Source organism: Robertmurraya sp. GLU-23, from assembly GCF_052983275.1.
This window is the reverse complement of record NZ_JBRKCV010000008.1, coordinates 71,314-98,006: the sequence shown is the minus strand read 5'-3', so window position 1 is coordinate 98,006 and position 26,693 is coordinate 71,314. Positions and strand designations below refer to the sequence as shown.

The window sequence follows — 26,693 nt, the reverse complement described above, 5'->3', positions numbered from 1 at the left end:
TTACAGCAAAAGGGGCGTTGAGGATGAACAAGTACAGTATTGCTGTTGATATTGGTGCATCAAGTGGAAGGTTAATGTTAGGTCATAGAGAAAATGGACATTTACAGTTACGTGAATTATATCGATTTGAAAATAAGATTGTGCAAAAAGGGAATCATTTTTGCTGGGAAATTGAACGACTGTTTGATGAAATCAAAACAGGATTAAAAAAGTGTAATGAACTTGGGATCCAACCAGATAGCATCGGGATTGACACGTGGGCGGTTGATTTTGTCCTTCTAGACGAAAACGACGAGCCACTTACAGAATCCGTATCCTACCGTGATCCACGAACGGACGGCATGATGGAAGAGGTGTTTGAACTAATCTCAAAGGAGCGCCTTTATCTAGAAACAGGTATCCAATTTCAAAAGTTCAACACGATCTACCAGCTCTACTCACTGAAAAAGAACCATCCAGACATCTTAGCAAAAGCAAAATCCTTTTTAATGATTCCTGATTATCTGAACTTTTTACTATCAGGGAAAAAATCGAACGAATATACAAACGCAACATCCACGCAGCTAGTCAATGCTTTTACGAAAAAATGGGACTACGAGCTGCTAGATATATTAGGCATAAATAAGGACATGTTCCATGAAATTCAGATGCCAAAGACAATTCTTGGGAACTTGAAGGAAGAGCTAGTAGCAGAACTTGGCTTCGACGTGAACGTCATTCTCCCTGCCACACATGATACCGGATCGGCGGTGATCTCTGTACCAGAAGAGGAAAGTACCATTTATATTAGCTCAGGAACATGGTCGTTAATGGGGACGGAGAATCATTTCCCTATCTGTGTCACAAAAGCGCTAGATTACAATTTTACCAATGAAGGTGGTATCGACTATCGCTTCCGTTTCTTGAAAAATATTATGGGACTTTGGATGATTCAAGAGGTCAAGCGAAACTACGATCATGAGTACTCCTTCGCTAGATTGGTAGAACTGGCGGAAGAGGCAGGAGACTTCCAATCAATCGTAAACGTCAACGATGATCGATTCTTAAAGCCAGAAAATATGATTCAAGAAATTATGAACTATTGTATCGAAACGGGACAAAGGGTGCCTAGTACACCAGGAGAAGTCGCAAAATGTGTGTATGATAGCTTAGCGTCAAGCTACCAAGAAACCATCGGAGAGATTGAAAGCATTTTTGAAAAATCCTTCGACAAGATCAATGTGATCGGTGGTGGCTGTCAAAATGAAATGCTGAATCAGCTTGTCGCGGACGTGACGAATAAGGAAGTGGTGGCTGGACCGATTGAAGCAACAGCCATTGGTAATATCGTAGCCCAATTGATGGCATTAGGTGAATTTACGGATTTACAGGAAGCACGTTCTGTCATCAAACAATCGTTTGAAGTGAAAAAATACGAACCTACTCAATCAGTAGCAAACTCATAATTGGAGAGGAAGAATATTATGACTATAAAGGAAAACTTTGAACTAGCGAAGCAAGCATACGCAAAATGGGGAATCGATGTTGAAGACGTATTACAAAAATTAAAGCAAGTACCGATTTCCATCCACTGCTGGCAAGGGGATGATGTAGCGGGATTTGAAGTGAACCCTAGTGAGCTTTCTGGAGGAATTGATGTAACAGGCAACTACCCTGGAAGGGCAACCTCACCGGAGCAATTGCGTAGCGACCTTGAAAAAGCACTGTCCCTTATTCCTGGTAAGCATCGTATAAACCTTCATGCGATTTATGCAGAAACGAATGGGGAAGTAGTAGAACGTGATCAACTAGAGCCAAAGCATTTTGAAAATTGGGTAGCTTGGGCGAAGGAACACGGATTGGGGCTAGATTATAACCCAACACTATTCTCACATCCAAAAGCATCCGATGGATTAACCCTATCACATCCAGATGAAGAGATCCGTGAATTTTGGATTAATCACTGTATTGGAAGTAGAAAAATCGGAGAGTATTTCGGAAAAGAGCTAGGAACTCCAGCTTTAACAAATATTTGGATTCCGGACGGTTACAAAGATATCCCTAGTGACAGATTGACACCAAGACAACGTTTAAAAGATTCTTTGGATAAAATTTTCGCTGTACCTGTTGATGAGTCATACAATCTGGATGCCGTAGAAAGCAAAGTATTTGGAATTGGCTCTGAATCATATGTGGTCGGTTCTCACGAATTTTACTTAGGATATGCACTAAAGAATGATAAAATCTGCTTGCTTGATACAGGTCACTACCATCCAACAGAAACGGTATCAAACAAAATTTCTTCCATGCTTTTATATAGTGACAAGGTAGCTCTTCACGTATCAAGACCAGTCCGCTGGGATAGTGACCATGTCGTGATTTTAGATGATGAACTAAAAGAAATTGCCCTTGAAATTGTTCGTAACGATGCCCTAAATCGAGTGATTATCGGTCTTGATTTCTTTGATGCAAGTATCAACCGTGTAGCGGCTTGGACAATCGGAACAAGAAATATGGTGAAGGCATTGTTATACGCAATGCTTGTACCAAACGAAAAATTAAAACAGCTTCAAGAAGAAGGCAATTTTACCGAAAGATTGGCATTAATGGAGGAATTCAAAACCTATCCGTTCGGAGCCATTTGGGATTACTATTGTGAACAAATGGGTGTGCCTGTAAAAGAGGCTTGGTTAGAAGAAGTAAAATCATACGAAACAGAAGTATTATCAAAAAGATAACAAAAAAGATAAGTAGATCTTCCTTTGTGAGGGTCTACTATCTTTTTGTTTTTCAAAGATTATGCTATAATTTAACATGAAATTAACATAAAAATAAAAATAATCAAATATAAATCAACGTTCGATCGGGGAAGGGTGTACGTTTGTGCTGGTAGCTGAGAGGCAGAGGAAAATTGTTGATCTAGTCAATGAACGCTTAAGTATACGAGTGTCCGAACTGAGCAAAATTTTTTCAGTAACGGAAGAGACCATTCGGAGAGATCTTGAAAAATTAGAAAAAGATGGCTTTTTGGAAAGAAGTCATGGTGGAGCTGTAAGTATTGAAAAGGAAGATAATGAAGTTTCTTATTTGGAAAGAGAAATTACGAGAGCATCTGAGAAGCGTGCCATCGCTTTAGAAGCGGTAAAAATGGTGGAGCCTGGGGACCAGATCGTTCTTGATGCGAGTACCACCGCTTGGTATATGGCCAAAGAGCTTCCAGACATGCCATTAACGGTATTAACAAACTCCATTAAAGTGGCCCTAGAGCTGAGTAAAAAGGAACAAATTCGAGTCATCTCAACAGGTGGAAACCTGATGCCGATTTCTCTTTCATATGTGGGTCCTTTAGCAGAACGTTCTTTAAAAATGTACCATGTGAACAAAATGTTCTTTTCATGTAAGGCGATTCATCCCGATGGGGGACTTAGTGATACGAATGAATTGCAAGCTTTATTAAAAAAAGAAATGATCCAGATTGCGGATAAAGTGATCTTAATGGCGGATTCCAGCAAGTTTGAAAAAAGAGCCTTCTCGCAAATAAACTCCTTATCAGCCGTGCATAGCATTATTACCGATTCAAACATGGATGATCGGACAAAAGAGAGGCTTGAAGAAAAGGAAGTTAAATTAATATTTGTAAATATATAAGATGAAAAACAGACCAAGTTAGGTCTGTTTTTTTACTACAAAGAAGTTATTTAAATGGTCGTACCAGATGAACCGGTAGAACCGACCTTCTATATTTGGGAAATATTTCAAAAATATATTGCGTTGTATAGGTGGAAATAGGATAATTATTTACGATTTACCTACAAGATCGTTCATAAAATAAAGTTACCTAGAAAAATAGATAGTAACCAGTCAGGTAGGGGGGATGTTGATTGGCTAAGATTATGGTGGTTGATGATGAGTCTCCTATTCGGGAGCTTGTCCGATTATATTTGGAAGATGAGGGATTTGAGATTGTGGAGAAGGCGAATGGAGTGGACGCGTTGGAGTATGCGGAAAACAATCCTCTCGATTTAGTTATTCTCGATATTATGATGCCAAAATTAGATGGCTGGGGGCTATGCAAGGAGCTTCGGGAGCTTGGGGATATTCCGATTTTAATGATTACCTCAAAGGGAGAAGCTCAGGATAAGATTAAGGGCTTTAAGCTTGGAACCGACGATTACTTAGTAAAGCCCTTTGATCCACTGGAGCTTGTGATGCGGGTAAGAGCCTTGCTGAAGCGTTATCGAATTTCTGCCTCTCATGTGATTAAGCTTGGAGAGCTTGAATTAGACCGGAAAACCTATCATATTGTCTATCCAGATAAACGAAGGGTAACCATTCCGATGAAGGAGTTTGAGTTACTTTATAAGCTGGGCAGCTATTCAGGTCAGCTGTTCACACGTGACAACCTTATTGAACAGATTTGGGGCATAGATTATGAGGGGGATGAGCGGACAGTTGATGTTCATATCAAGCGGCTTCGGGAACGATTTGCGGAGTTTGAATCTGATTTCAAGATTGTAACCATCCGTGGTCTCGGGTATCGATTGGAGGTGTATCGCAATTAAGTCGCTTTATACTCGTATTGTCGTTATTTTTGTTAGTGTTGTGATGGTTAGTTTGTTTGTTGCCTATCTGGGAACGACTTATTTATATAAAGATGTTATTCATAAGGAGATTCGCCGAATCCTACTCGAAAATGGTGAAAAGGTGATCGAACTCTATGAGACTTCTAATTCTGACGATGTAGTGCAATTTACTCAAACATTTACAGGGACAATTGGAAGTAGGCTTCAGCTATATAATCAGGAGGGGGTTCCTCTACTCGATGAGGACTTGAAGGTTGAAACAAAAGATGTAGAATCCGTTCTCTCAGGGAGAGTAGAGGAAAAGATCTTTGAAGGAGAAATTCAAGTCCCGGTCGTGGGGATTCCCTTTTCGGATAATGGTGAGTCCTTTGCATTATTTATCAGCGTAGAGAGAAATAAGGTGGAAGAGGAAACGATGAATTCGATTCACTTCATGTACGTCTTTATTCTCTTTTTAGGAAGTCTATTGATTATCATTGGTGCTCGTTATGTCGTGAATCCTCTTGTTCGGCTAACCGAAGCAACGAGGAAGATGGCGCAAGGGAATTTTAAAATTGAACTCCCAACAAAACGTAAGGATGAGATTGGAATCTTAAGTACCAGTTTTAATGAAATGGCAAGGGAACTTGGGAAGCTTGATCAAATGCGTCAGGAATTTGTAGCCAATGTCTCCCATGAAATTCAATCACCGCTCACCTCCATCTCAGGATTTTCAAAGGCATTACAACAAAAGCAAGTAAATGAGGAAACTCGGAATCGGTATTTGAAAATCATTGAACAGGAATGCGAACGGTTATCACGCCTTGGAAGAAATCTGCTTCACCTTTCTCATTTGCAGCATGACCAACATAAGCTTACCTTGGTAACTTATCGTTTAGATGAGCAGTTGCGGAGTGTAGTAATTGGTCTAGAACCACAATGGTCTGCAAAAAGCATTTTGTTTGATATTCAGCTAGAGCCGATAACTATAGAGGCAGATGAGGATCAGCTGAAACAGGTATGGATGAATATTATTAATAACAGTATTAAATTCACCCCAGCTCAAGGGAATATTTTTATTGAAGCTACTGCCAAAAATAATCAAATCACTGTTTCGTTTAGTGATAATGGTGTGGGGATACCAAAAGAAGAACGAAAGGATATTTTTAAGCCTTTCCACAAGGTTGATAAGTCCCGTGATCCTTCGATCAAAGGAAACGGGCTAGGATTATCGATTGTAAAACAAATTATTGATTTACATCATGGCCATATAGAAGTGGCTGAAAGTCCTTCGGGAGGGGCGAAGTTTATCGTGACAATCCCCAACTATAAATAAAGTAATAACTGAGAAAGGAGTATTTTTACTCCTTTCTCTTTTTTTATTTGCGTTCATATTCAGTTCATATAGAGGATTTATCATACAGTTCATAGCCACTCACTAGCGGGTTTTTTAAGAAAGGGGGCTTTAGTATGAAGGTTCGAAAAATTCTTTTTTTACCATTACTTCTTTCAATCATCTTTTCTTCAAATTGGGTAATTGATTTAGCAACTTATTTTAGAAGAAGCCTGGCCATCCTCACTTTGGGAATGACTTTGTGGTTCATTTATGACCATTTGAAAGTACCGGATTTACCGGGCAGGATCATCATCGTTTTATGTGTCATCGTTGTCTCCTCGGTTCTGCTTGTCTTAGGTACCCTGTTAAAAACAGGTTGGTAAAAAATATTACTTGTGTTCATATTCAGTTCATATTGGAGGGTTACTGTAGGTTCATCGAAAAAAAGTGAAAACAAAAATAAGGAGAGATTATATGAATATTTTTCTTTTACACTGGGCTGTATTTATTTTTCTTGTAGGTCTGGTTTTATCATTACCGCTTGGGGCCGTTTATTATTTGAATCATTCACAGCTTAAGCAGTTCTTTACGAATCCGAGGAAACTGAAAGCAGCACATTTGGATTTTATCATGCAGGCATTTTCGATAGGATTGGTTTTCTTGCTAGAGATTGGTACGAACATGAGGGTTCCGACCTACGCTGTGATCCCACTGGCATTTGGAACCTTTTGTAATCCATTTATCTTTTTAATGGAGGCAACACCTTTGTATAAAAAGGCCTATATAAAATTACTGTACCAAACCTTAAAAGGCGTAAGCCCTTCGGCACTATTTTTCGCATGGTTTGTGGTTGCTTTTTTGTACTTACCAGCCTATATCATGTGGCTTCTTCTAGCTTTTGTGTTACTACTAACCTTTACATTTGTAGCATTTAGCAGAAAAACCAAGATGATTTCATCGACTAAAAAAATAATTGATATTGGAGGAAAACAATCATGATTACTGTAACAGATGTTTCAAAAGTGTACTCTTTAGAGTCAGGAGATTTTTATGCCTTAAAAAACAACCATATCCACATTCAAAAAGGAGAATTTGTCGCGATTATGGGCCCGAGTGGCTCGGGAAAAAGTACCTTACTTCAGCTGTTAGGCGGACTTGATTCTCCTAGTTCAGGAAAAATTGTCGTGGATGATGTGGAACTAAACACTTTAAACGAAAAAGAACTTACCCAGTTTCGACGGACGAAATTAGGATTTGTCTTTCAGAACTATCAGCTTTTACCGATGATGACGGTTGGAGAAAACATTGCCTTGGCCCTTTCTGCAAACAATGCGTCAAAAGCGAAAATCAAAACGACTGTCAAGCAGCTGTTGTCAGATGTGAACCTGGAGGGAAAAGAAACACAATTCCCTTCTCAATTAAGCGGTGGGCAGCAACAGAGGGTAGCGATCGCAAGAGCCTTAGCGATGAAGCCAAGTTTGATTTTAGCCGATGAACCCACAGGAAACTTGGATCAAAAAAACGGAGAAGACATATTACGACTACTTTCAAAGCTTAATAAAGAAGAACAAATCACGATTGTGATGGTGACTCATGATTTACAAGCAGCACAAGTAGCTGATCGTATTATAACGGTTCGTGATGGATTAATAGTAGAAGATGGAATGAAAGGTGGTTATCAAAATGAAACAGTGGAAAATCGCATGGCGTAACTTAATGCGGAGGAAGATGAGAACCTTCCTTACGATTCTATCAATTGTCATTGGGGTAGCATCCACGTTTTCTGTGATTGCAGCCGTAGATTCCGCGGAGAAGTCTTTCCCTATTTTTATAAAAGAGGCCTTTGCGAAGGCAGACTTTACTATCGCAGGTACAGAGGCTTATTTTTCAGAGGATGTTCTTACGCAAATGGAATCCATTGAACAAGCGACATCTATTGCCCTTTTAAAAGAAAATACCAAACTAGTCTTGGAAGATAAAGAGGTTTCTGCGATTCAAAAAAGGGTGGTCATAACAGGGTATAGCAAGCTTGATACGCCTGTTACTGGGTTCAAAATAATGGAAGGGGACCTAAACGGCAAAGGAGCCGTCATTACAGACAGAACAGCCAAGGTGTGGGGAACGAAAATTGGAGATTCCATCTCCATTGATACAGATGATGGAGTGAAAGAAATCGAAGTTTCTGCGATTGTGAAGTACACTCAAGATTTAATGGGGCCATCTAGCTGGAATATGGCGAAGTATCACCACTGGGCAATCGCTGTTCCACTACCTGTTGTGCAGGAGTGGTTTGGTCATGAAGGGGAAATCCAAGGTATTCAAGTGAGAGCAAGTGATACAGAAAGTTTAGCAGCGGTAGAACAGGAAGCTGATCAACTTGTAAAAAATAATGCAAACATTTATATGCAACCAGTCGTTGTGAATGTGGATGAAGAGTTTCAAAAGATGGATTCCTTTTTCTTGGCTCTTTATATTGCAGGATTTCTAGGAATTGCACTTAGTGCCTTCATTATTTTTAACTCACTGTATGTCAGTATTAGGGAAAGAAAAAATGAGTTTGCCGTTCTGAAAACGATTGGATACACTCCTGGTCAATTACAGGTCATGGTACTGACAGAGGTAATCCTATTAGCTCTAGTTGGTACAGTGATTGGTCTAGTGATTGGATACGGTATGGCGCTTGGCTTAACAGCCCTCGTCTTCATGCTCATTGGAATTACTGATGGAAATAGCATGGTGCTAGTACCAGGAATCATCTTATCGTTAATTGCAGGTTTGGTTGTTCCAATTGCTGCAGCGTGGTATCCGATACGAAACGTTGGCAAAATTAGTGTCATTGAAGTGCTGAAGGAGAATAAAGCGAAAGCAAAAGTAGGGACGAATAAGTGGGTTGGAATCGTCGGAGTTTTACTGATAGGATCTAGCTTTTTTATTAAGCATTTGCTATTGGTTTTGCCCCTTATGGTTGGGATTGCGTTGATTTTCCCCTATCTATTTAAAATGTTTGGTTGGGTGATGAAAGGATTCTATGGAGTAGTTTTTCGATTTTCGGGAGACATGGCCATACGCAACTTGAATCGAAACCTAAGTCGTTCTTCCATGACTTCTGTCATTCTCTGTCTTGGTATTGCCATGATTGTCCTAATGGCATCCCTTAACTCTGCGCTTTTACAAACGTATGAAAAAGTAATTCATTCCACTTATGGTGGGAATCTTGATATTATGTTCCACCATATTGAAGAGGAAGACCTTGCGACCATTAAAGCGACAAAAGGAGTGGCAGATGCAACGACTTATTCTAAGCAGTCAATCATTTGGACCCTTGATGGTCAAAAAAGAATGCTTCCCGTGTTCGGTGTTGGGGAGGAATGGATTGATCGTTTCCCACTATTTACTAGCGAGGAATGGACACATAGTGAATTATTTAGAAGCCTAAAGAATGATGAAATTGTCCTCGACCAAACTTCCTTTGATGTGTGGGGAGGAAAAATCGGTGAAAGTATTACGCTTGATACCTTGGACGGGGTGAAGCCTTTTAAGGTGGTCGCTGTTGTCAGTACAATGAAAAACAATGGCTATAGTGCGTTCGTAAAGGATCACCATTTTGAAGAAAGCTTTGGAGTGAAGTATGAACGAAACGCACTCGTCATTAAAGAAGAAGAAACAAGTTCACTTCAACTACGAGAAAACATCTATGGGCAATTCGGTGAGAGAATTGAAGAAATGTGGGGACCTGAGGATTGGGTATCCGTTATTGGAGCAGTCGTTACGAGCTCATTTAGCATTATAAATGCACTCGTTGTTCTTGCGATTATCATTTCAGGTATCGGAGTCACGAATACATTGCTCATCAATATTATGGAGCGCATCCGCGAGATTGGAATGATGCGTGCAGTCGGGGTTACAAGGAAGCAAGTTATCAGAATGATTCTTTTAGAAGGTTTTGGAATTGGCTTAGCGGCAACCGTCATCGGAATATTATTCGGGATCCTGCTAATCTATATGACTTCTGGTTTCATGGAGTATAATACTTTAACCTTTGAATTCGGAGTTTCCAACCTAATCATTTCTTTGATCTTCTTATTTGGAATAATCATCAGCTTGATTTCAAGTTTTACACCATCAAGAAGAGCAGCCAAAATCCCGTTGAACGAAGCATTGCGATACGAGTAAGTGTGATAGGGGGACGGTTCTTATGTATCGTTCCCCTACTAATTGAATGAGGTGTTGACATATGTTTAATAAGTTATTGATGCTATTTATTTCGGCTGTAGTGCTTCTTTCAGCGTGCGGTACGGACTCCTCTTGGGAAGAAGAAGAGGTTGTTGAGGAAAGCAATAGGATTATCACGGAAGATGTTGATGTAGATTGGGAGATTGATAAAGAACAAACTTCTGGAAAAGAGACTATCATACGGCTTACTGTTTCAAATAATGGGGTACCGGTTGATCATTTTGAAGTGAACCATGAAAAGTTGCTGCATTTAATTCTTGTAAGTAAGGATTTATCTTATTTTAATCATATCCATCCAGAATACAAGGGAGATGGAGTGTTTGAAGTCAAAAATAAGTTTCCGGCAGGAGGGGAGTACCGAATGGTTGCGGACTTCAAACCAACAAACGGAAGTTCCATGAGTAAGATGGTCTGGGAAACCGTCGAAGGGGATACAGCACAGCCGATAGCTGTTACCGTTGACGAAAATCTAGAGAAAACCGCAGAAGGAATGAACGTAGCCTTATCGATTGAACCGGGCCTTGCAGCTGGAGAAGAACGTACGATGAAATTTACTCTAACCGAAGGAGATAAAAAGCTGCCAGTCACAGACCTCGAACCATATCTAGGCTCAATCGGACACGTCGTGGTTTTATCAGAAGATGGTGAAAGATACTTACATGTGCATGCATTAGAAGGTCAAGGTAGCGGACCAGAAGCATTATTTGAAACAGAATTTCCGGAAAGTGGAATATATAAAATTTGGGGCCAATTCCAACGAAACGGTAAGGTTGTTACAGTACCTTTTGTAGTAGAGGTTCCGTAGAGTTCATTCCTTGTGAAAGGGTTGATATAGGTTAATGAAGGTTGGATTAGTACGCCATTTTAAAGTGACCCATGGGTATCCTAAAAAATATATTACCGCTGAGGAACTTGTAAAATGGGAGAAGGAATATAATGAGTCGAATGTAGAAGAAAAGGAAATAGAATTATCTCAAGTTAAATGGGAAAAATGTTTTTCAAGTGACTTACCAAGAGCTAGGATAACAGCTGAAAGATGTTTTGATGGCATTATTATTTATCTTGAAGAATTAAGAGAAGTTGCCCTTTCTCCATTCTTTCAGAAGAAGATTAGGTTGCCTCTATTTATTCATATCCTTTTTATCAGATTTGCTTGGCTAGTCAATCATAAATCACAGCTAGAGAAAAAAAGTGATGTTCTAACACGAGTCAATAAGGCTTTGGATCTTGCCCTACAATCAGGTGAAAATGTTCTAATTATCAGTCATGGGGGCATAATGATGTACATGAGGAAGGAATTAAAGAAGAGAGGTTTTAGAGGGCCAAAATTCAGAAGACCAAAAAATGGAGTGCTTTATACATTTGTTAAATGATTGTATCCTTTTAGGAATTAATAACTTTAAAGAGGAACACACATATAAGACCTTATGTGTGTTCTTTTTTAATATCAACTTGGTTAGCCTAGGGACCTTGTTTTATTCTAATAACAGGATTAAACAAATTATATTTGTGGCGAAAATGTTAAATAACAAAAACAAACAAAGGTATATTATCTGTATTTATGTTGAATATATATAGACTGGGGAGTAAGATAAAGGTATAGGAAATGAAAGGGAAAGGATAATTGAAAACCCTTTCTCATTTTAAAATCGTTTGTGAAATAGTGAACAAATGTTGGAGGAGGAAAAAAGATGAGCAATGCACGTGTGTATTATGTACCAAGCACCAACCTAATGGGCAGAGGCTGTTTAAAAGAACTGCCAGCACTTGTAAAAGAACTCGGACAAAAAAAGGCATTAGTTGTAACGGATAAGTTCTTGAATCAATCCGGTTTAGCAGGAAAAGTTCTTGCGGAACTAGATATGATTGATCTAGAATACGTCATCTTTGATGATGTCAAACCAAATCCTACGGTCCAAAATGTGTATGAAGGGTTTGAGGTATTTAAGGAAAATGCTTGTGACTTCATCGTATCAATTGGTGGAGGATCTCCTCAGGATGCTGCAAAGGCAATTGGACTTTATGTAACCAATGGAGGAGATTTACGAGACTATGAAGGTGTTGGAAAAACAAAGAATAAATCGGTTCCGATTGTTGCTGTCAACACGACCGCTGGTACATCTAGTGAATTTACCATTAACTACGTGATTACAGATACGGAACGAGAAGTAAAAATGGTGATGGTAGATAAAAACAGCTTAGTGTCCATCTCCGTAAATGACCCGGAACTTATGGTTGATAAACCAGCAGATTTGACTGCTGCAACAGGTGTGGATGCACTTACCCACGCAATTGAAGCGATAGTGACTCCAGGAGCCTTCCCTGTTACAGATGCAACGGCATTAGCTGCTGTGGAAATCATCTTCAACTACTTGCCTCGTGCCGTAAAAGATGGTCATGATATTGAAGCTCGTGAACAGATGACATATGTGATGTTCTTAGCGGGTATTGCTTTTAACAATGCAGGACTAGGTTTTGTTCATGCGATGGCGCACCAGCTTGGCGGTGTGTACGATCTTCCACACGGAGTATGTAACGCGATGCTTCTACCGATTGTGGAGAGAGAAAATGCGAAACGTGATCCAAAGAAATTCCGTTTAATTGCCAAAGCAGCAGGTATTCAAGTGGATGGAAAAACCGATGAGCAATGCGCGGATGGAGTGATCGAAGCGATTAAAGCTCTTTGTAAGGAAGTAGGAATTCCAAGCACCCTTGCTGAGTTGGGTGTGACGGATGTGGATTTAGATAAACTAGCAACAAATGCCTTAGCAGATGCATGTGCACCAGGTAATCCATTCCAGCCAACAAAAGAAGAAGTGATTGAAATGTTTAAAGAAATTGCTTCTCCTGTAGTCATGAGTTAGTGACGTAGGTAGCAACTATATTTTGACTCACGCTATTTTTCTTTTAAACAAAGGAATATAAACGTAATCAAGTATAATTGGCATTCGATTTCCTTCAAACCCTGTCCGAATAACCCCCGGATTCGGACACCCAAGTGTGAAAACCAGTCAAGCCCTGTCCGAATACGCGTTGGATTCGGACACCCAAGTGTGAATTCTAGTCAAGCCCTGTCCGAATCCCCCCAGGATTCGGACACCCAAGTGCGAAATCCAGTCAAGCCCTGTCCGAATACCCCTTGGATTCGAACACCCAAGTGTGAATCCCAGTCAAGCCCTGTCCGAATCCCCCCAGGATTCGGATTAATCAACTCTATGAAAATGGCTACTCTTTTAGAGAGTCAATAGTATTTCTCACATCACGATCTTCGGAAACTGAATCGCTATCTTCTTCAACGCCCTCACCCATTTGGTTACCAATTGCACCGCCTGAAACACCGCCTATTACAGCACCAACTAGTCCAAATGGAGAACCGATCATGGCACCCGCAACGGCTCCATTTAAAGTTCCTGCTGCTTCACTATAGTCATTGACACCTTGATTGTTGACCTTTTCTTCCACATTTTCATCCTCGAAGTTATTGCGTTCGTTACTCTGATTCATCTACTCACTTCCTTGTTTATAAGTGAAAAATTTGGTGTACTATCCTAAACATATACTACCCAGCCGAAGTCGATTTACTCCCTTTGTTTAGTGGTAGATTTCTAAGTTTCATTAAGAGTTGAGTGTTATACACAAACAGATGTAAACTACCAATAACTAATTAAACAGATTAACTGGAGGAAATGAGATGAAATATTTTGTAGTTGATGCTTTTGCAGAAAAGGTTTTTGAAGGAAATCCAGCAGGAGTCTGTATCATGAATGATTGGATTTCAGATGAACTCATGCAGAAAATAGCTATTGAAAATAATTTATCAGAAACAGCTTTTGCAGTAAAAGAAGAAGCAGGTCCCTATCGGCTAAGATGGTTTACACCTGGAGGAGAGATTAATCTTTGTGGGCACGCCACGTTAGCAACGGCATTTATCATTCTAAATTATTATGAGAAGCAATTGGATCGTGTCAAGTTCCAAACAATTAGTGGAGAGTTAACTGTAAATAAAAAAGATGATTTATATGAACTGGATTTCCCTTCCGTTCCTTTAGAAGAAATTTCTGTTACGGATCAAATGATCAGCGCTTTGGGAATTGTGCCAAAAGAAACCTACTTAAATAGAGATCTTGTATTCATACTGGAGTCCGAGGAAGAAGTGAGAAACGTAAGCCCTGACTTTGCCAAATTAGAGAAACTACCAGAAGGATTGGGTGTTTGTGTTACGGCCAAAGGTAGCACATATGATTTTGTCTCTCGAGGATTTTTCCCTAAGCTAAAAATAAATGAAGATCCCGTAACAGGTTCCTTACATTGTGGCTTAATTCCGTTTTGGGCCAATAGACTGAAAAAAGAGGAAATGGTGGCTAGACAATTATCAAATAGAGGTGGAACACTTTATTGTAAACATGAGGGTACACGAGTGAAAATGGCTGGAAGTGCGGTTTTATATTCAGTAGCCGAGATAAACATTGGGGATTAAGTATTATTCAAGAATAAGGTAATTTTTCGATAAACCAAGGGTGAAGGGTTGGGATGTATTCATTATTATCATACGTTCCTCATCAGGAGTGTTCATTGTTCCTTTTGAAAATGAATTTGGATGGGATCGGTCAACCATTTCATTTGCTTTTGCGAAGGAACGTATGGTAGTTAAGGAAAATGAATCTTCTTTAGCTAACTAAATGAAAAGGCCGAATATCCCATGATATAAAAATGGGAAATCGGCTTTTGTTCCAAGTATATTTGAAATTAATTATGACCCACTATACGATGCGGCACATACGGCTCTTCAAGGAATGCAATCTCTTCAGGTGAAAGCTTTACTGATAAAGCACCTACAGCATCCTCAAGATGTGATATTTTTGTTGCCCCGATGATTGGAGCTGCTACTGTTTCTTTTTGTAATAACCAAGCAAGTGCAATATGTGTACGTGGAACACCGTGTTTTTCAGCAATAGATGCTACTCGCTCCACCACTAATCGGTCGCCATCGGCAGTCGCATCGTATTTAGACTTTTGGACTTGATCGGTTTCTGAACGAAGTGTGGTTTCGGACCAGTCGCGAGTTAATCTACCAGAAGCAAGTGGGCTATATGGAGTAACACCAATTTTCTCTTCCCTACAAAGTGGTAGCATTTCTCTTTCCTCTTCACGGTAGATGAGGTTAAGATGGTTCTGCATAGAGACAAATTTCGTCCACCCATTTTTTTCAGCCACGTGTAAAGCTTTTTGGAATTGCCAAGCAAACATGGCAGAAGCACCAATGTATCTTGCTTTTCCTGACTTCACTACATCATGCATGGCTTCCATTGTTTCTTCAATAGGAGTAGTATAGTCCCAGCGATGGATGATATAAAGATCTACATAATCTGTTTCCAATCGCTTAAGGCTTTGATCAATTTCACTCATTATGGCTTTTCGAGAAAGTCCCGAACCATTTGGACCTTTGTGCATTTGCCCGTGTACTTTGGTTGCTATTACTACTTCGTCACGATTAGCGTAATCTTTCAGAGCCCGTCCAAGATATTCCTCACTTGTGCCAAGAGAGTATACATTGGCAGTATCAAAAAAATTAATCCCTAATTCAAGCGCTTTCTTTATCACGGGGCGAGAGTCCTGCTCGTTAAGTACCCATTGGTGAACCCATTTATTTGCGTCTCCAAAACCCATACATCCAAGACAAAGTCGAGATACATCTAAGCCAGTATTACCAAGTTTCACATACTCCATTTGATTGTTCCCTCTCTTTTGTTTAATTGCCACGTTTATCGTGACCTCTTTACTTTATTATGGCATAAACAGGGAGAAACCCCTTAACCCATTTCTATCAAGTTTTTGCCTAATCCTATCAACCATTCTTACCCTACGAACGAATATCAGATATAATGACTGAAGATGGAGAAAAAGGAGAATAAATGATGTCTGAGAAAACCTACAAACAGCAACTAGAACTTGCTAATCTCATAGAGAACTTTTCCAAACAGGATGGTGTCCATTCTACATTAATCCCCTCTGTATTTCTCATTCGTGAATCCATTATTACGGAACCTTTATCTAGAGTGAACGAGCCGTCTTTTTGCATGATCCTCCAAGGTGAGAAGGAAGTGTTATTAGGAGAGGAACGATTCTTGTATGGTCCTGGGCATTATATTGTGGCCTCTGTTGATTTGCCAGTAACAGGGCAAGTGATCAAAGCCTCAATGGAATCGCCCTATTTAGCGCTCAAACTTGAATTGACATCAACTGAAATTTTAGAAGTAATAAATGAAATCAATCTTCCATTTAATCAGGGAATGAACTCGAAGCGGGCGATGTTTGTTAGCGAAGTAGAACCATGTTTGTTGGATGCCGTACTAAGACTAGCAAATTTATTAGAAAATCCAAAGCACATTCCTGTCCTTGGTCGATTATTTAGAAAAGAAATTATCTATTGGATCTTACAAGGTCCACATGGAGAAGCATTAGAACAAATAGCATTAGAGGGTAGCAATGCCTCTAGAATACGAGAAGTGATCAACCATATTATCAAGAATTTTGAAGAACCCTTTCGAATCGAAGAGCTTGCCGAAATCGCAAATATGAGTGTGTCATCTCTACATCGACATTTTAAAGAAGTAACAGCTATGAGTCCGATTCAGTTCCAAAAACAATTGAGATTACAAGAAGCTAGGCGCATGTTATTGGCAGATCCAACAGATATAGCCGATGTTGCATTTAAGGTGGGCTATGAAAGCCAGTCGCAATTCAGTCGAGAATATTCCCGAATGTTTGGCCATTCACCTCGAGTAGATATAAGAAGAATGAGAGAAAACTATGCTTAAAATGAATAGACTAATAGTGGGCTATGCTTGAGTAAAAGGTATAGCCTATTTTTATACAAGAAATGGAAAATGCATGTAGAAAGTCAGCCTGTTATGATCGAAATCTGTCATTGTTATGGAAAAGGTACACGTCAATCATTGATCAATCCTTTTTTATTAAAATACTCCTTAATTGATTGTATGGCCCGTACCTCGTCACTTCCGATTGCCTTTATATATAATTTAGTACCTGGTTTAATTCCTAGAGACAAAATCTCCATTATTGACTTGGTTGAGTGTTTTAGATTAACAGTATCACCCTGATACTCAAGGGAAATATCGGATTTAAATTTATAAGCTAAACTTACTAACAGGGTTGCAGGTCGTGCAAATCCAGTGTTCTTTGTAATAATAAACTTTTTTTTAATCATTTTTTCACCTCTAAGGGTCGTTTCCGCAAGATTCTAAAGTAGGACGAGAAGAGGATGCCCAAAAGCTAGACTTTTTTGGACACCCTCACAATTACTATTAAAAATTAATCATGTTCTTATATAGTGCTGGTGTCAATCACGAATCGATACTTCACATCTGAGGCTAATACGCGTTCGTAGGCTTCATCAATTTTGTCCGCTGAAATCACTTCAATGCTAGGAACAATATTATGTTCTGCACAGAAGTCTAACATTTCCTGAGTCTCACGGATGCCTCCAATCATTGAACCTGCAAATGAACGGCGATGACCGATCAGAGAGAACACATTTACTGCCAATGGCTCTGCAGGTGCGCCAACATTTACTAAAGTACCATCCAGCGTTAACAGTGAGAGGTAAGCACTAATGTCAATTTTTGCACTTACCGTGTTAATGATCAGGTCAAAAGTTCCGGCAAGTTTATTAAATGTCTCAGGATCACTTGTGGCATAGTAGCTGTCGGCACCGAATTGCAAACCATCTTCCTTTTTACTCAAAGTTTGTGACAGAACGGTAACTTCTGCACCCATGGCGTGTGCAATCTTAACAGCCATATGACCAAGACCGCCCAGACCAACAACCGCTACTTTCTTATCCGGACCAGCACCCCAATGATTTAATGGTGAATATGTCGTAATACCTGCGCAAAGTAATGGTGCTGCAGCATCAAGCTCAATACCATCAGGAATTCTGACTACGAAATCCTCCGTTACCACTATGTGAGTAGAGTAGCCACCCTGAGTTGGCTCACCGTATTTATCAACACCAGCATAGGTAGGGACATTTCCTTTGAGACAGTATTGTTCTTCTCCTTTACGGCAGTTCTCACATTCACCACAGGAATCCACCATACATCCGACCCCTACTCGGTCACCGACCTTGTACTTTGTGACCTCAGCTCCTATTTCTGTGACCATTCCCGCAATCTCGTGTCCAGGTACGAGTGGATAGTTCACTGGACCCCATTCTCCATGTGCCGTATGGATATCAGAATGGCATATTCCTGCATATTTAATTTCTATTAGAACATCATGTAAATCAAGATCGCGTCGTTTAATTTCAGCTGCTCGAAACGGTTTGTCTGGACCGTCGACAGCTCTTGCTTTAGCAATTACCATTAATAAAACCTCCTAAAATTTATACTTTTCAAGAGAATATGTTGTTTAGGTAAACTGAATCATTAAGGTTCAATTTTTTCTATCCCACCTTTTATCTCTTGCAAAATCATGTTAATCCCTAGAGTTAACTCTAGGTCAAGTAATTAAATGATTTTTTTTTAAAAAAGCTCTCTTTGGCCATACATGTTTCAAACTATCTATCAATCTAGTTTATTTTTACTTTCCTCTAAAACTTTGACATTCAGCAAATACGGTGATAAACTCCCTCGTAACACTAGAGTTAACTCGAGGTCTATATCATTTAGAAAGGGAGTTAAATGTTGAAGACTTATTCTATTAGCGAAGTTGCAAAAGAATTGAATGTTACAGTATATACCTTGCGCTACTACGACAAAGAGGGGCTTATGCCTTTTGTAGAAAGGACAGCCAACGGAATACGTTTGTTTAAAGAATCCGATATTGAAGCTTTAAAAATAATTGAATGTCTAAAATCCACCGGAATGCCTATTAAGGAGATTAAGAACTTCATTGAATGGTGTTCTGATGGGGACTCCACGTTGCAACAAAGATATGATATGTTTTTGGAAAGAAAGGCTTGTGTAGAAGCACAGATGGAAGAATTGAAAAAAACAATGAAACTCATTGAGCATAAATGTTTGTATTACAAGACGGCTTTGAATGCCGGAACGGAAGAGATTCATACTAGATTATTAATTTAGGCAGCTTGTAAGGTCTGAACTCGGTATTGTACCGGGCTCAGGCCTTTGGTTATGGTCTTAGTGTCCACCCGACGCGGACAAAAAAGGCAAATGTGTCCACGAGGGGTGTCAGACACCACAAAGTGTAGTAGTATATAACGGTATATAACGGTATATTATTTGTTCAGGTGCGTGATACATAAATGGGCTATTCTCTTGATATGAAAACAATTTTTGTTATTTTGGTTACGGGTCATGTTTTTACTGTGTTTTTAATTAGTGCTTATTGGCGCGACCATCGAACAGATAAGACGGTTACTACTTTTTTCTTGGCCAAATGTGTTCAGGCCCTTGCCTGGACATTATTAACCTTATGGGGTGGCATTTCGGATGTGTTCACCATCTCGGTTGCCAACACTTTACTGTTTTTAGGGACTTCGTTTGAAATGATAGCGATTCTAAAACTGTTGAACGTGTATACAAAACGGATAAAAATAACGTATTTGATTATGACCTTCATAAACATATTTGCTTTTCATTTAGCTATTCTATTTTTCAACTTAGAGAGCAACCGAATTGCCGTTGCTTCATTTGGTACCGCTATGCTTATGATTCTACCTGTCTATCATTTAGTATATAAGCGAGAATCCTCGCGATTAAGAAAGATATTAGGTTTATTTTACTTGTTTTTAGCTTTGGCCTTGTGTGGTAGAGGGATCGTTACCCTAATGTCCGCTTATACATGGAGCTTTTTTACACCAGGATTTTTTCAAACACTTTCTTTCATAGGTCTTTATCTTGTGATGCTGATCGGAAACACAGGATTTATCCTCATATTAAAAGAACAAGCGGATCAAGAGCTTATTCGATTAGCCAGTTATGATGACTTAACAGGAGCGTTGAATCGAAGAGTATTTTTCTCAGAAGCAAACAAGTGTTTAATGGCATGTTCTAAGAATAAGAAACCCATATCTCTTATTTTGTTTGATATTGATTATTTTAAAAAGATTAATGATAAATATGGACATGATGTTGGTGATCATGTGCTGCGTGAATTGAGTAAGAAGATTCGGGAGTATATCAGCAAAGGGCATTATTTTAGCCGTTTTGGTGGCGACGAATTTGCGATTCTTCTACCAGAAACAGATGAGAAGCAATCCATGAAGTTAGCATCAGAAATTTGTAAAGGGATAGAGAAGGAGATTTTGACGGAATGGGAGCTTTCATACACGGTTAGTATGGGTATAATAACTATTATCCCTACCGTAGAGACAGAACTAGAAACGATGTATATTGCCTGTGATAAAGCTCTCTATGAAGCAAAAAGAAATGGAAGAAATGGTGTCAGTCGAGGCTTTTTATCTACAGAAGGGTTTGAAGATGAGAGGCTAAGTCAAATAAACTAATCAAAATATAGAAAAGGGGGATGTTTGTCCACCCCACGCGGACAAAAAGGGCAAAAGTGTCCACGAAGGGTGACAGACACCCATTTTTATTTTAGGGTTTCTTTTGCGGCGCGTTCTCCTGATTCAATGGCACCCTCCATGTAAAGGCGCCATTCATTAGCTGTTTCCGTCCCCGCCCAATGAATAGGTCCAACCGGGTCCGATAAGGCAGCCCCATATTCAGAGATCACGCCGGTTGCAAAATGGGCAGCATAGCCTCCTCTTGCCCAAGGATCTTCTGCCCAATCTTTCTCATACACACTGATAGGCTCAAGGGCCTTGCTTCCGAATAAATGGGCAATACAAGCTATAATCTCTTTCCTGCGTGCTTCTTTTGTCAATCGACCCAAACTTCTTGCGTATTTTCCCCCGATCAATGCAGTTAGAACACCATGAGGCTGGTCTGGTGTGGTGCTATCCATCGTAGCTCGAATCGGTCCGCAATCGTAGTAAGAGCTGCCAGATAATCCATCTTCTCTCCAAAATGGGGTGTTATATATGATGACTGATTTTATGATCGATCCTTGCCCAACCCGCTGACAAAGCTGTTCGCGAAGTGCAGGCAGTGGGGGATTGTATTGTATTTTTGCGCTGAAAGCAGGAGGGATGGCAACGATGACTTTTTTGCTAGTCCAACACTCGGAATCAGTGTGGACGGTTGCAGCACTGTTTCTCCACTCAATTTTTCTTACAGGTTGATTGAAGTAAATTTGATCCTGCATAATTGTAGCCATTCTTAGTGGTAAGGTTTGCGCCCCACTCGTTATCCACATATCTTCAGCAGTCAAAATCTGATCCATTCCACCGGCGGATTGGATGAACCAAAGGATGTCTAAGAAGGAAAATTCGCTAAGCTCAAGGGAGGAAAGTTCTTCACAGAAAATACGGAAGAATGCTTTTCCGTATGTTGAGAACATTTGTCTTTCAATCCAGCTGTCCATAGTTAGCGCATCATATTCTCTCATTAAAGAGGAATGTAATAATCCTTCTTTCTGAATAAGCTTCGTTAATTGATGGATCTTCTTTCGAGTTAGAAATAAATCTAGCATTCCTTGTGGTGAAACAGGTGGGGAAGTTTTTGAACTAAGCATGCGCTTGTTATGTAAATCATATATGGTTTTTCCCTGTTTGTATGAAGGGATGGTCTTTATATTGAAAAATTTCAATAAGGACTGTATACGAGGCTGGAATGGAGAAACCCACTGGGCACCAAGATCAATCGTAGAATCTTGATGGCTAATCGTTAATACACGACCTCCAACACGATTTTGAGCTTCTAAAATAGCAAAGCTTTTTCCGTGCTTCCTTAACTCCCATCCAGCAGCAAGACCGGATAGTCCAGCTCCAACAATTACTACATCTACATGATTTAGCACGATGAGTGCCTCCCGTAAAAGATTTAGCTGCTGAAAATAAATATAGGCATCGTGAAAGTATTTTCCCTCTGTTCTTAAAGAAACATGTACATTTTACTCATTATGTGGTCAAATGAATGTACTTTACATGTTGTTTTCATAAAAAGAATAAGTTCGGTAAAATGTAGTATTGTAAAGAAATTTTGAAAAGAGGCTGTTTTATGGATTTTACAGATTTCACCTTAAGTGAAGAAATATTGAGTACTTTAGCGAGCCTACAATATCAACATCCAACTGAAGTCCAAAGAAAAATTATTCCTCTTGTCTTAGAGGAGCGGGATGTGATCGTGAAGTCACGCACAGGAAGTGGAAAAACAGCATCCTTTGCCATTCCGATTTGTGAATTGATTGATTGGACAGAAAATAAACCGCAAGCTCTAGTACTCACCCCTACTCGGGAGTTAGCTGTACAGATAAAAGAAGATTTTATAAATATCGGCCGGTTAAAACGAATCAATGCAGTAGAAGTATACGGAAAACAATCCTTTATGTATCAAAAAACGAAACTTAAACAAAAGACTCATGTCGTTGTTGGGACACCAGGTCGACTGCTGGATCATATTCAAAAAGGCACTCTTCTACTCGATCAAGTTCGCTTCCTTGTAATAGACGAGGCTGACGAAATGCTAAACATGGGCTTTATCGAGCAAGTAGAGGCCATTATAGAAGAAATGCCAAAAAATCGAGTGACGATGCTCTTTTCAGCCACTCTTCCTGATGCGGTAAAAAAGCTCGCTCAAAACTATCTGCGCTCACCGTTGGAGGTTGAGATAGAACCTTCAAGCAATACAGATAACTTAATTGAACATTCCTTGTATTGGGCGGAGGAAGATGAAAAACTTCAATTATTGCAAAATGTAACGATTATCGAAAACCCGGATAGCTGCATCATTTTTTGCCGGACAAAGGACCGTGTGGATATGGTTGTCGATCATTTAACGAAGCTTGGGTATGATTGCGATAAAATACATGGTGGAATGATTCAGGAAGATCGTCTAGATGTGATGAGTGAATTCAAACGGGGAGAGTTCCGCTACCTGATCGCAACCGATGTGGCTGCCCGCGGGATTGATATTGAAAATATTTCCCTCGTGATTAACTTTGATATTCCATATGAAAAAGAGAGCTATGTCCATCGCACAGGAAGAACTGGCCGGGCGGGGATGAAAGGAAAGGCTACTACGTTTGTTACAGAAAGAGAAAAACGACTGTTAGACGAAATTGAGCAGCTCATTGGTTTTCATATTCCACAGAAGGAGAAACCTGCTTCGGGGCAAGTGGAGAGATCACGATCTGCCTTTGAAGAGAAGATTGGTTCAGAGCCGGAGATTAAGCAACTAAAAAGCGAGGAACTCAATAAGGATATCACCAAACTCTATTTTAATGGCGGCAAGAAAAAGAAGCTGCGGGCCGTAGATTTTGTCGGAACCATTTCTAAAATTGATGGTGTTTCTGCACAGGATATCGGAATTATCACGATTCTTGACACCGTCTCTTATGTAGAAATCTTGAATGGCAAAGGGGCACAGGTGTTGTCCGAAATGAAACATACAACGGTAAAAGGGAAACAATTAAAGGTTCATATAGCCAGAAGATAAGCACTTCTTAAAGAGGTGCTTTTTTAATTGGAAAAAAAGAACAAAACCCCATTGACAGAATATAACTCTTACTTTAATATTATCATTATCAATAATGATAATAAAAACAAGGGGGATTTACGATGATTAGCAATGCAACAATCTTAAGCATGGTCGCAGTTATTATTTTTTCTATTCTTCTATTTACTAGTGCCATTCTAATAACAAAAAAACAGGTAGGAATTTCACTCAAGCCGTTAATAATAGGTAGCATCGGGTTTGTTATTATCACTCAAGTATTAGAGAAACTTCTTCATGTTGCAGTCATAACCAATTTTCCAAACTATGCGGAACATCCATGGTTATTTGGATTATACGGCGGTTTTGCAGCAGGGATATTTGAGGAAGTAGGGCGCTATATCTTATTTATCTGGCTGTTGAAAAAATATCAGGATTACAAAGGTGGCCTGTCTTTCGGGGTAGGCTGGGGTGGCATTGAAGCCGTAGTTATTGCCCTTTCAACGGTTGTACCATTTCTTCTCTTTGCAACGATGATCAATGCAGGTACATTTGATGCCTCTATCGGAGCTAGTCTTCCGAGTGATCAAGCAGCTACCATTAAAGAAACATTATTAAATCAAGGAGTTTCTCACTACCTATGGGGAATACCAGAGCGTTTCTTTGCTCTCTTTATGCAAATCGCTTTCACTTTACTTGTTTTACTAGCTGTTATTAAAAAGAAGTTTCAATACGTACTGCTCGCAATTATCGCTCATGCGGCAATTGATTTTCCTTTAGCCTTCTACCAAACTGGATACATCAAAAGCTTATGGATTATTGAGTTGTACATTGCCTTCATCGGAGTTCTATCTTTCTTCATTATAAAAAGATTAAGAAAATTGCTGATTGGGTAAAAATACCTGAGACAAAAGTTGGTTTTAATAAAGTATAATAAAAGAAAAACTGTAAAAGGCAAACTTCTCCGAAAGGGAAGGACGCAAAGCCATGAGCCTAATCGCTTGATCTAGCGAATGGTTGTCAGGTTGCCAGGTCTCATTTTGTGAGCCTCGGCTGGCAGAATGGGGGAACTTGAAATGAAAAAGCTAGTAGTATCAATGATTGTTGTGTTGCTTTTTTCAATAGGAGGCTTTGGATCAAAAATGAGTGCTTCTACTGTAGATCGCTCCACCTGGCTATGGAATCCATGGGAAATTGTTAGTGATGAAGCGGGAACAATAAGCTTTCTCGAACAAAAGCAAATCAACAAAGTCTATGTACAAGTCGATCGTGATATCCCAATGAATGTGTACCGTAGCTTTACTACGAAGGCATCAGTAAAAGGGATAAAAGTATATGCTCTAGACGGAGCACCAAGCTGGGTAGCTCCAAAAGGATATCGAAATCAAGATGCGTTAATGAACTGGTTAAAAACCTATCAAGCTGGGTCAACCGCTTCTCAAAAATTTACGGGTATTCATTTAGATGTAGAGCCCTACTTATATAGCGGTTGGAATACGAATAGAGCAGCTACTGTAAAAAGTTATCAAGAACTGATAACAAAAGCGAATACTTCAGCTGCAGGATTAAAACTACCACTTGAAGCGGACCTGCCATTCTGGTTTGATGAAGTTTCTTATAATAATACGTATGGTAAAGGAAATCTAGCGGAGTGGGTCATTACAAAAACGAATAGTGTAACGATTATGGCCTATCGTGATACCGCCCCAGCTATCATTGAAATCGTCAAAAATGAAGTAGCCTTTGCTGGGAAACATAATAAGGCATTAGTCATCGGTGTAGAAACAGGTGCAACAGACGAAGGAGATATAATTTCCTTTTTTGAAGAAGGCGAAGCATATATGAACGAGCAGCTTGCTTCAGTTGCCTCTCATTACGGAACCACTCTTGGATACAAGGGAATTGCTATCCACCATGTAGGAAGCTGGAAAACCATGAAACCATAAAGAACGAAAGAAAGCACTTGTCAAAGAGTGCTTTTTTGTTCATATTCAGTCCTTTTTCTGGTCTAAAAAACATCATATACTTTGTTTAAAGCTTGGAAACAGGGAGGGCTCTGTTTATGAACCTGAAACATTTACAATATTTTCGTGTGCTAGCGAAAACACAGCATTATACAAAAGCAGCCGCTCAGCTATATATCACACAACCAAGTCTTAGCCAGGCAATCGGCGAGCTTGAAAAAGAATTAAGTATCAAGTTATTTGAAAAGGTTGGTCGAAATATTAAGCTGACCAAATACGGCCACTATTTTTTAACCTATGTGGAAAATGGATTAGAGGAGCTTGAAAAGGGTGAAAGGAATCTTCAAAAGCTCACCAATGCCAATACGGGTATCATTGACTTAGCATTCATTTTCTCCTTAGGAGCCGATTTTGTCCCATCGATTATTCAGTCTTTTATGGAAGAAAATGAGGGCGGACAAGTAACGTTTTCTTGTATTCAAGGAACCACACAGAATATCATCCAAGGCTTAAAGGAAGAAAATTATGACCTTGCTTTTTGTACGTATGCGGAACATGAACCAGAGATTGATTTTATTCCATTAATGAAGAGAGATATTGTACTCATCACTCATAAAGATCATCCGTTAGCATCCAAGGATTCCGTGGAATTAATGGATATTGCTGAGGAAAAATTCATTTGTTTTAACAAGAAAAGTCTATTTCGTCCCGTAATCGATCAATTATTTACGGATGCCGGAATCACTCCATATATATCTTGTGAAGTAGCAGAAGATACGGCATTGGTGGGCTTAGTGGCAGCCAAACAAGGAGTGGGAATCCTTCCGCGATCCTCCACCTTAGACCTGTTTGACATTAAAGTTCTACCTTTTCAGGAGCCGCTCCCAGAACAAATTATCTACATGGCGAGTGTAAAGAATCGTTACCTATCACCTGTAGTGGAAAAGTTTAAAAGTTATATTGAAAGAAATTCACTTAACTTATTTTTCATAGGGTAAGCCTATAGATCTCACCAAAAAACCGATTGGTATTTATGGATTGTCTGTTTTAAAATAGTCGTATAAACAAGTTTGTGAAATAA

General features: G+C 39.5%; 25 protein-coding genes and 1 riboswitch. Of the genes, 20 read left to right on the top strand and 5 right to left on the bottom strand.

From position 1 onward, the window contains the following. Positions 1-23: 23 nt before the first annotated feature. The 12 genes from rhaB (at position 24) to ACVBAX_RS14310 (ending at position 12,974) form a co-directional block, all read left to right on the top strand. The gene (rhaB, locus tag ACVBAX_RS14365; RefSeq protein WP_447117594.1) at positions 24-1,445 is read left to right on the top strand and encodes a rhamnulokinase; all 1,422 of its coding nucleotides are present in this window, start codon (positions 24-26) and stop codon (positions 1,443-1,445) included. 18 nt (positions 1,446-1,463) lie between these two features. After that, positions 1,464-2,717, top strand: a complete 1,254-nt coding sequence (gene rhaA, locus ACVBAX_RS14360) for an L-rhamnose isomerase (RefSeq protein WP_447117593.1) — start codon at positions 1,464-1,466, stop codon at positions 2,715-2,717. A gap of 145 nt (positions 2,718-2,862) precedes the next feature. After that, on the top strand, positions 2,863-3,627 hold the full coding sequence (locus tag ACVBAX_RS14355; RefSeq protein WP_447117592.1) for a DeoR/GlpR family DNA-binding transcription regulator: 765 nt from the start codon (positions 2,863-2,865) through the stop codon (positions 3,625-3,627). A gap of 233 nt (positions 3,628-3,860) precedes the next feature. Further along, positions 3,861-4,541 (top strand): response regulator transcription factor, encoded by a 681-nt coding sequence (locus tag ACVBAX_RS14350; protein WP_119706577.1) that lies wholly within the window; start codon positions 3,861-3,863, stop codon positions 4,539-4,541. Between the two features lie 43 nt (positions 4,542-4,584). After that, positions 4,585-5,877, top strand: a complete 1,293-nt coding sequence (locus tag ACVBAX_RS14345; RefSeq protein ID WP_447117591.1) for a sensor histidine kinase — start codon at positions 4,585-4,587, stop codon at positions 5,875-5,877. 134 nt (positions 5,878-6,011) lie between these two features. Continuing rightward, positions 6,012-6,260: a hypothetical protein gene (locus tag ACVBAX_RS14340; protein WP_447117590.1), complete on the top strand. Its 249-nt coding sequence runs from the start codon at positions 6,012-6,014 to the stop codon at positions 6,258-6,260. A gap of 91 nt (positions 6,261-6,351) precedes the next feature. Beyond that, positions 6,352-6,876 carry a hypothetical protein gene (locus ACVBAX_RS14335; RefSeq protein WP_119706580.1) on the top strand — a complete coding sequence of 175 codons (525 nt, stop codon included), beginning with the start codon at positions 6,352-6,354 and terminating at the stop codon, positions 6,874-6,876. Further along, entirely contained in the window at positions 6,873-7,589 is a 717-nt protein-coding gene (locus tag ACVBAX_RS14330; RefSeq protein ID WP_447117589.1) for an ABC transporter ATP-binding protein, read from the top strand. The genes ACVBAX_RS14335 and ACVBAX_RS14330 overlap by 4 nt, the downstream gene beginning before the upstream one ends. Continuing rightward, positions 7,561-10,050, top strand: a complete 2,490-nt coding sequence (locus tag ACVBAX_RS14325) for an ABC transporter permease (RefSeq protein WP_447117588.1) — start codon at positions 7,561-7,563, stop codon at positions 10,048-10,050. Before ACVBAX_RS14330 ends, ACVBAX_RS14325 begins: the two co-directional genes overlap by 29 nt. A 61-nt stretch (positions 10,051-10,111) precedes the next feature. Then, positions 10,112-10,915 (top strand): hypothetical protein, encoded by an 804-nt coding sequence (locus tag ACVBAX_RS14320; RefSeq protein ID WP_447117587.1) that lies wholly within the window; start codon positions 10,112-10,114, stop codon positions 10,913-10,915. A 34-nt stretch (positions 10,916-10,949) separates the two neighbouring features. Next, positions 10,950-11,483 (top strand): histidine phosphatase family protein, encoded by a 534-nt coding sequence (locus ACVBAX_RS14315; protein ID WP_447117586.1) that lies wholly within the window; start codon positions 10,950-10,952, stop codon positions 11,481-11,483. A 318-nt stretch (positions 11,484-11,801) separates the two neighbouring features. Continuing rightward, positions 11,802-12,974, top strand: coding sequence for an iron-containing alcohol dehydrogenase (locus ACVBAX_RS14310; protein ID WP_447117585.1), 1,173 nt, complete (start codon positions 11,802-11,804; stop codon positions 12,972-12,974). Between the two features lie 361 nt (positions 12,975-13,335). Here the strand turns inward: ACVBAX_RS14310 and ACVBAX_RS14305 are convergent, their stop codons facing one another. After that, positions 13,336-13,614, bottom strand: coding sequence for a glycine zipper domain-containing protein (locus ACVBAX_RS14305; protein ID WP_447117584.1), 279 nt, complete (start codon positions 13,612-13,614; stop codon positions 13,336-13,338). 187 nt (positions 13,615-13,801) lie between these two features. Here ACVBAX_RS14305 and ACVBAX_RS14300 point away from each other — a divergent pair, with 187 nt between their 5' ends. After that, positions 13,802-14,587 carry a PhzF family phenazine biosynthesis protein gene (locus tag ACVBAX_RS14300; RefSeq protein ID WP_447117583.1) on the top strand — a complete coding sequence of 262 codons (786 nt, stop codon included), beginning with the start codon at positions 13,802-13,804 and terminating at the stop codon, positions 14,585-14,587. Positions 14,588-14,856: 269 nt separating this feature from the next. On the opposite strand, the gene ACVBAX_RS14295 is transcribed toward ACVBAX_RS14300, so the two are convergent. Continuing rightward, positions 14,857-15,837 carry an aldo/keto reductase gene (locus tag ACVBAX_RS14295; protein ID WP_447117696.1) on the bottom strand — a complete coding sequence of 327 codons (981 nt, stop codon included), beginning with the start codon at positions 15,835-15,837 and terminating at the stop codon, positions 14,857-14,859. 188 nt (positions 15,838-16,025) lie between these two features. Between ACVBAX_RS14295 and ACVBAX_RS14290 the strand changes: the two genes are divergently transcribed. Continuing rightward, on the top strand, positions 16,026-16,928 hold the full coding sequence (locus tag ACVBAX_RS14290; protein WP_447117695.1) for an AraC family transcriptional regulator N-terminal domain-containing protein: 903 nt from the start codon (positions 16,026-16,028) through the stop codon (positions 16,926-16,928). 131 nt (positions 16,929-17,059) lie between these two features. Here the strand turns inward: ACVBAX_RS14290 and ACVBAX_RS14285 are convergent, their stop codons facing one another. Next, a complete protein-coding gene (locus ACVBAX_RS14285) occupies positions 17,060-17,338 on the bottom strand; it encodes an HPr family phosphocarrier protein (protein WP_447117582.1) in 279 nt (92 codons plus the stop codon). A 116-nt stretch (positions 17,339-17,454) separates the two neighbouring features. Continuing rightward, positions 17,455-18,495: an NAD(P)-dependent alcohol dehydrogenase gene (locus ACVBAX_RS14280; RefSeq protein WP_447117581.1), complete on the bottom strand. Its 1,041-nt coding sequence runs from the start codon at positions 18,493-18,495 to the stop codon at positions 17,455-17,457. Between the two features lie 320 nt (positions 18,496-18,815). Here ACVBAX_RS14280 and ACVBAX_RS14275 point away from each other — a divergent pair, with 320 nt between their 5' ends. Together ACVBAX_RS14275 and ACVBAX_RS14270 are read left to right on the top strand one after the other, a co-directional pair. Continuing rightward, positions 18,816-19,214: a MerR family transcriptional regulator gene (locus tag ACVBAX_RS14275; protein WP_447117694.1), complete on the top strand. Its 399-nt coding sequence runs from the start codon at positions 18,816-18,818 to the stop codon at positions 19,212-19,214. A 200-nt stretch (positions 19,215-19,414) separates the two neighbouring features. Continuing rightward, positions 19,415-20,599 carry a diguanylate cyclase gene (locus tag ACVBAX_RS14270; RefSeq protein ID WP_447117580.1) on the top strand — a complete coding sequence of 395 codons (1,185 nt, stop codon included), beginning with the start codon at positions 19,415-19,417 and terminating at the stop codon, positions 20,597-20,599. Positions 20,600-20,685: 86 nt separating this feature from the next. Here the strand turns inward: ACVBAX_RS14270 and ACVBAX_RS14265 are convergent, their stop codons facing one another. After that, positions 20,686-22,014 (bottom strand): flavin monoamine oxidase family protein, encoded by a 1,329-nt coding sequence (locus ACVBAX_RS14265; RefSeq protein WP_447117579.1) that lies wholly within the window; start codon positions 22,012-22,014, stop codon positions 20,686-20,688. A gap of 200 nt (positions 22,015-22,214) precedes the next feature. Here ACVBAX_RS14265 and ACVBAX_RS14260 point away from each other — a divergent pair, with 200 nt between their 5' ends. From ACVBAX_RS14260 to ACVBAX_RS14245, 4 genes are all read left to right on the top strand, one after another. Then, positions 22,215-23,651 (top strand): DEAD/DEAH box helicase, encoded by a 1,437-nt coding sequence (locus tag ACVBAX_RS14260; RefSeq protein ID WP_447117578.1) that lies wholly within the window; start codon positions 22,215-22,217, stop codon positions 23,649-23,651. 122 nt (positions 23,652-23,773) lie between these two features. Next, positions 23,774-24,544, top strand: a complete 771-nt coding sequence (locus ACVBAX_RS14255; RefSeq protein WP_447117577.1) for a YhfC family intramembrane metalloprotease — start codon at positions 23,774-23,776, stop codon at positions 24,542-24,544. 47 nt (positions 24,545-24,591) lie between these two features. Then, positions 24,592-24,681: riboswitch (cyclic di-GMP riboswitch) on the top strand. 43 nt (positions 24,682-24,724) lie between these two features. After that, complete coding sequence (locus ACVBAX_RS14250) at positions 24,725-25,594, top strand: amidase (RefSeq protein ID WP_447117576.1); 870 nt, start codon at positions 24,725-24,727, stop codon at positions 25,592-25,594. 116 nt (positions 25,595-25,710) lie between these two features. Further along, positions 25,711-26,610 (top strand): LysR family transcriptional regulator, encoded by a 900-nt coding sequence (locus tag ACVBAX_RS14245; protein WP_447117575.1) that lies wholly within the window; start codon positions 25,711-25,713, stop codon positions 26,608-26,610. Positions 26,611-26,693: the final 83 nt, after the last annotated feature.

Coding starts and splice junctions, on each gene's coding strand:
- rhaB (WP_447117594.1), top strand. CDS start 24: ATGAACAAGTACAGTATTGCTGTTGATATTGGTGCATCAAGTGGAAGG.
- rhaA (WP_447117593.1), top strand. CDS start 1,464: ATGACTATAAAGGAAAACTTTGAACTAGCGAAGCAAGCATACGCAAAA.
- ACVBAX_RS14345 (WP_447117591.1), top strand. CDS start 4,585: ATGGTTAGTTTGTTTGTTGCCTATCTGGGAACGACTTATTTATATAAA.
- ACVBAX_RS14340 (WP_447117590.1), top strand. CDS start 6,012: ATGAAGGTTCGAAAAATTCTTTTTTTACCATTACTTCTTTCAATCATC.
- ACVBAX_RS14335 (WP_119706580.1), top strand. CDS start 6,352: ATGAATATTTTTCTTTTACACTGGGCTGTATTTATTTTTCTTGTAGGT.
- ACVBAX_RS14330 (WP_447117589.1), top strand. CDS start 6,873: ATGATTACTGTAACAGATGTTTCAAAAGTGTACTCTTTAGAGTCAGGA.
- ACVBAX_RS14325 (WP_447117588.1), top strand. CDS start 7,561: ATGAAACAGTGGAAAATCGCATGGCGTAACTTAATGCGGAGGAAGATG.
- ACVBAX_RS14320 (WP_447117587.1), top strand. CDS start 10,112: ATGTTTAATAAGTTATTGATGCTATTTATTTCGGCTGTAGTGCTTCTT.
- ACVBAX_RS14315 (WP_447117586.1), top strand. CDS start 10,950: ATGAAGGTTGGATTAGTACGCCATTTTAAAGTGACCCATGGGTATCCT.
- ACVBAX_RS14310 (WP_447117585.1), top strand. CDS start 11,802: ATGAGCAATGCACGTGTGTATTATGTACCAAGCACCAACCTAATGGGC.
- ACVBAX_RS14305 (WP_447117584.1), bottom strand. CDS start 13,614: ATGAATCAGAGTAACGAACGCAATAACTTCGAGGATGAAAATGTGGAA.
- ACVBAX_RS14300 (WP_447117583.1), top strand. CDS start 13,802: ATGAAATATTTTGTAGTTGATGCTTTTGCAGAAAAGGTTTTTGAAGGA.
- ACVBAX_RS14295 (WP_447117696.1), bottom strand. CDS start 15,837: ATGGAGTATGTGAAACTTGGTAATACTGGCTTAGATGTATCTCGACTT.
- ACVBAX_RS14290 (WP_447117695.1), top strand. CDS start 16,026: ATGTCTGAGAAAACCTACAAACAGCAACTAGAACTTGCTAATCTCATA.
- ACVBAX_RS14285 (WP_447117582.1), bottom strand. CDS start 17,338: ATGATTAAAAAAAAGTTTATTATTACAAAGAACACTGGATTTGCACGA.
- ACVBAX_RS14280 (WP_447117581.1), bottom strand. CDS start 18,495: ATGGTAATTGCTAAAGCAAGAGCTGTCGACGGTCCAGACAAACCGTTT.
- ACVBAX_RS14270 (WP_447117580.1), top strand. CDS start 19,415: ATGAAAACAATTTTTGTTATTTTGGTTACGGGTCATGTTTTTACTGTG.
- ACVBAX_RS14260 (WP_447117578.1), top strand. CDS start 22,215: ATGGATTTTACAGATTTCACCTTAAGTGAAGAAATATTGAGTACTTTA.
- ACVBAX_RS14255 (WP_447117577.1), top strand. CDS start 23,774: ATGATTAGCAATGCAACAATCTTAAGCATGGTCGCAGTTATTATTTTT.
- ACVBAX_RS14250 (WP_447117576.1), top strand. CDS start 24,725: ATGAAAAAGCTAGTAGTATCAATGATTGTTGTGTTGCTTTTTTCAATA.
- ACVBAX_RS14245 (WP_447117575.1), top strand. CDS start 25,711: ATGAACCTGAAACATTTACAATATTTTCGTGTGCTAGCGAAAACACAG.